The organism is Nocardia pseudovaccinii NBRC 100343, from assembly GCF_001613225.1.
Taxonomy (GTDB): Bacteria; Actinomycetota; Actinomycetes; order Mycobacteriales; family Mycobacteriaceae; genus Nocardia; species Nocardia pseudovaccinii.
Window position 1 is genome coordinate 1 of the sequence record NZ_BDBY01000195.1, and the last position, 3,893, is coordinate 3,893.

Below are 3,893 nucleotides of genomic sequence, written 5' to 3' on the forward strand. Positions count from 1 at the left end.
GATCTCGATCTCCGGGTGTTCGGCCAGCGGATGATGCTGTGCCAGTTGGACCCCGACGCGCAAGCGCCGCAGCAGGAACCGGCGCACGCCACGACCCGGCTGTTCACCGCGGGTGATCCCCGCATCGATGCGGCCGTCGGCGACCGCGGGGGAGATCTCCGGTGTCGCCATCGGCACCGCGCTGACCTCGAGTCCCGGGCTGCTGCGAATGAGCCTGTCCACCAGGGCCGGTGCCGTCTCGGCCCCCGCGCTGAGGCTGTATCCGATGCGCAGCGTGCCCAGTTCACCGGCCCCCGCATTCCGGGCGGTATCCCATGCCCGGTCCAGCGCCGCCAGCGCGGGCGGCGCGGACTCCGCCAAAGCCGCACCGGCCGTGGTCAATACGACGCTACGCGTGTTACGAACCAGCAGGCTCGTACCGAGTTCCGCCTCCAATCGGCGTATCCGGGCACTGAGTGCGGGCTGCGCGATACCGATCCGTGCGGCCGCGCAGGTGAAGTTCAACTCCTGCGCCAGCACCAGAAAGTACCGCAGGCTCACCGTATCCGGCGCCACATGCCCTCCCTGCCGATTGATAACGATCCGTTCTGAGTCTATCCCGTCCCGGTCTTTCCCCCGACCACGCATCAAGCCCTAACCTGCACATATGACGATTCAACTGACCGCGGTACTGGACACCGCACTCACACACACCGGGAGGCAGTCATGCACAAGTTGCTAGTCCTGTATCCCAAGCCCGCCGACCCTGACCACTTCCGCGACTACTACGTGACCAACCACCTTCCACTGGTCATGAAATGGCCCGGCCTGCTTGCGTGGCGCTACAGCTTCGACGTGGCGGCGACCAAGGGAGAAGCGCCGTATTTCGCGGTCTTCGAAGCCGACTTCGCTGACGCCGCCGCCATGGCCGCGGCGCGGTCGTCGCCGCAAGGTCAGCGGCTGTCCGCCGATGTCGTCAACTACGCCACCGGCGGTGTGGTCGTCATCCACTATCCGGTGCAGGACGGCACCAACTGAGGCAGGACGGCACGCTCCGGGGCGCGTTCGGCCGGCCATCGCGGCAGGTCCCGGCTATCGGCGGAACGCCGTTCCCAGTTGCCGTTTCGTAGAGCGTCGAAGGTGGGCCGATGTCACTAAAGCCGATCTCGGGACAGCTCTGAAAGTTCCGGGTGCTCGGTCACCGCTGCCGGGAAGCATGCTCCCGCTCGTCGCGCAATGACACTTGGTGCATGTCTGTGCCGTACCCGTACCGCTGCCACTGCAATCGGTAGAGGCGCTCCCAGCGGTCTTCTAGCCAGTCCCAGATCAATTCGGCGACCATTAGCGGATCATCGATTTCGGTGGTGTAGAGGCGGTCCTGCGAGCCGTCGCTGACCTCCAAGGTGTACATGGGGTTTTCCTCGTCTGGCGCGAGTGGCGAGCCCCGGTAGGTCTGAATGAACATCATGTCCTGGCCGGGTTTTCTGGCGATGAGAAACGGCGTCGACGCGAGCTGATGTAGCCGAGACACCCAGTCCTGCAACTCATCCAGAGCCACCCAACTGCGGGCATGCTCGCCTCCGATATCGATCACGACCGGGCGGCTCGGTCCCAGTCGCTGCAGGGTTCGGCGATCGGCGTCGTAGAGCGCGGCCGGTCGGCTGACGTCCTGGAGGATCGGCAGCAACCGCGGTATTGCTTGGTCAGGCACACGCACCCGAACCGTGTCACCATCGACATCGCATCGGACCAGAGCCTCCGAGCGGCCGTGGAGCATTACTCGCTCGTTCCAGCCCTCGATCGCGGCCGGGACGCACAGGACATGATCACTACTGGTGGCCGGGCGACCGGCCTCCGATGCCACATAGCCGGCAACTTCGGCGGGCTCGGACACAACGTCGACAGGTAAGAACACGAACGTGCGGATCACTTGATCACGCTATCGAATCCCACTGGCCGACAACTGGACCCTGACCGCCGACCTCGGTCGCGAGAAGCCGGACATTTTCAGACGGCTTGCAATGCACTGGTAGCCGCATTCCGGGCGGCAAACACTCTCGCCAGCCAGACCACTGGGGCGCCATCGTTATTCGTGGACACCACCTCACCGCCGAAGACGAGGGGAACTGATGCCATGGCCCGAGGTGTGAGGACCGCCGTTAATCGACCTGCCGGCCCTCGGTAGGTGGCTGGTCTCGTGGGCCAGCCGGATAGGCGTCGATCGTGCTCAGTTCGTCAGCATGACCGGCGTGGGCCCGACGGATCTGCTCGCCGTGTGTCCGCAGGATCTCGCTGACGTGGTCGCGGTGTTCGCGGGCGGCGCGGTCGGCCATGGCGTGGGCGGCGGTGATCGCGCGGGAGTCCTCCATATCGCGTTGTTCGAGTTGATGGTGGTGTTCGGTGGCCTGGTCGTCGAGTCGCTGTCGCAGGTTCGCGTGCTCTCGAGCTGAAGTCTTGGCGTTGGTGTCTGCGGCGTCTCGTTCGCCTTCGGCGTGGGCCTGTGCTGCGCGGGCTGCGTCGAGGTGTCCGCGCATTTCCTTCAGGACCGCTTCTGCCTCCTCGTATACACGGTCGCGATCTGCTTCTGCCTCGGCGATGCGTTCTTGTGCGTCGGTAGCGGTTTGTGCGGCAAGGTCTTTGGCTTGCTGTGCTTCCTCGGCGGCTTCGTCGGCGGCGGCCAGGGCCAGCTCTTCGAGTTCAACCGCGCGTTCGAGCTGACGCGCCATGACCGTAGCGGCTTTCTCCGCGTCGGCGCGAGCCTGTTCGGCGGCGGCGACGCAGACGGTCGCGTCGCGTCGAATCTTGGCGATCTCGCGGTCGATGACCGCGGGGTCGGTGACCTCGGCGATCAGTTCACCGGCGTCGGCCAGCATGGCCGCCAGCTCTACGCGGGTCAGCTCGATGCGGTCGACAAGATCGGCGAGGGTATTCATGCCGTCGGTGACCGGACGCAACGGGCGCTGCTCCACGCGTTTGACAGCCTCATCGGCTTTGCGCTTACGGCGCAGCGCTTTCTGCGCAGTGTGGTCGGGGTTGTCGCAGTATTTGCGCGGTGCGCCCGGCTTGCCGCTGGTCGGGACGGCGGTGTCGCATGTGCCCCCGTTGTCCACGGGGAACTGGCATCGCGGCGGGGTGTCGGTCGTGGGTGAGTTGACGGCTTTCAGCATCGCGGAATTCCGTTTCATTCCATTTCATTTCATTCCGACGCTGCGGTGATGAAATGAATCCTGGTGGGCAGGTGGAGTACTCGGAGCAGCTGGCTCAAGCGACGATGTGCAGCATCGCGGCGCGGGCGCGTGGCAGCCGGTTGGCGATGACTTGGGCGGCTGCGGCGCTGGCGCGGCGGTCGTTGTGGCCGTAGCGCGCGTCGGTGGTGTTGACCGACTTGTGTCCGGCGTCGCGGGACACGACGAACAGGGGCACGCCGTCTTGGAGCTTCCAGGAGATGCCGGTGTGGCGCAGCGTGTAGGGCGTGAGCCGTTTGTGGCGCATCGAGGCGATCGCATCGGCGAAACGCTCCAGCAGATACTCCGGATCCGCGCCTTTCCATTGGGCGTTGCGGCCGAACGGGTCGAGGTTGCCATCGGCGAGGGCACGCAAGCGGCGGATTGCGGGCACCCACGCTTTGGCGTAGAAGTAGCCCGCGCTGATCGGGGTGTCGTTGCTGGTGTGGACCAGCAACTCGTCCCCGGGGCGGTCGAGGTCGAAGCGCTCGAGGGTTTCCAGCGGAACCGTGACGGTGCGAATACCGCGCGAGGACTTCGGCTTTCCCAGCTTCATCTCACCGCGGAGGTACTTCCACGCCTTGTTGATGCGCACATCGCCGGTCCGCTTGTCGATGTCGCGGATCTGGATGGCGGTGACCTCGCTGGGCCGTGCCATCGAGACCAGGTTGAACTCGGCGTGCGGGCGCC

The 3,893-nt window shown here is 65.5% G+C and carries 5 protein-coding genes; 1 reads left to right on the forward strand and 4 read right to left on the reverse strand.

What is annotated here, in order from left to right; all coding sequences use genetic code 11:
* Positions 1-555: LysR family transcriptional regulator (locus NP3_RS25035; RefSeq protein WP_157124536.1), on the reverse strand; the 555-nt coding region annotated here is incomplete at its 3' end.
* A gap of 150 nt (positions 556-705) precedes the next feature.
* Between NP3_RS25035 and NP3_RS25040 the strand changes: the two genes are divergently transcribed.
* A complete protein-coding gene (locus NP3_RS25040; protein ID WP_063044053.1) occupies positions 706-1,017 on the forward strand; it encodes an EthD family reductase in 312 nt (103 codons plus the stop codon).
* A 160-nt stretch (positions 1,018-1,177) separates the two neighbouring features.
* Here the strand turns inward: NP3_RS25040 and NP3_RS25045 are convergent, their stop codons facing one another.
* The 3 genes from NP3_RS25045 to NP3_RS25055 form a co-directional block, all read right to left on the reverse strand.
* Positions 1,178-1,909 carry a hypothetical protein gene (locus tag NP3_RS25045; protein WP_063044054.1) on the reverse strand — a complete coding sequence of 244 codons (732 nt, stop codon included), beginning with the start codon at positions 1,907-1,909 and terminating at the stop codon, positions 1,178-1,180.
* A 229-nt stretch (positions 1,910-2,138) separates the two neighbouring features.
* The gene (locus tag NP3_RS25050; protein ID WP_063044055.1) at positions 2,139-3,164 is read right to left on the reverse strand and encodes a hypothetical protein; all 1,026 of its coding nucleotides are present in this window, start codon (positions 3,162-3,164) and stop codon (positions 2,139-2,141) included.
* Positions 3,165-3,240: 76 nt separating this feature from the next.
* On the reverse strand, positions 3,241-3,893 hold a 653-nt coding region (locus NP3_RS25055; protein ID WP_157124537.1), incomplete at its 5' end, for a tyrosine-type recombinase/integrase.

What these genes read in the sequence shown, in the direction of transcription:
- NP3_RS25050 (WP_063044055.1), bottom strand. Translation starts at nt 3,164, where the DNA reads ATGAAACGGAATTCCGCGATGCTGAAAGCCGTCAACTCACCCACGACC.
- NP3_RS25040 (WP_063044053.1), top strand. Translation starts at nt 706, where the DNA reads ATGCACAAGTTGCTAGTCCTGTATCCCAAGCCCGCCGACCCTGACCAC.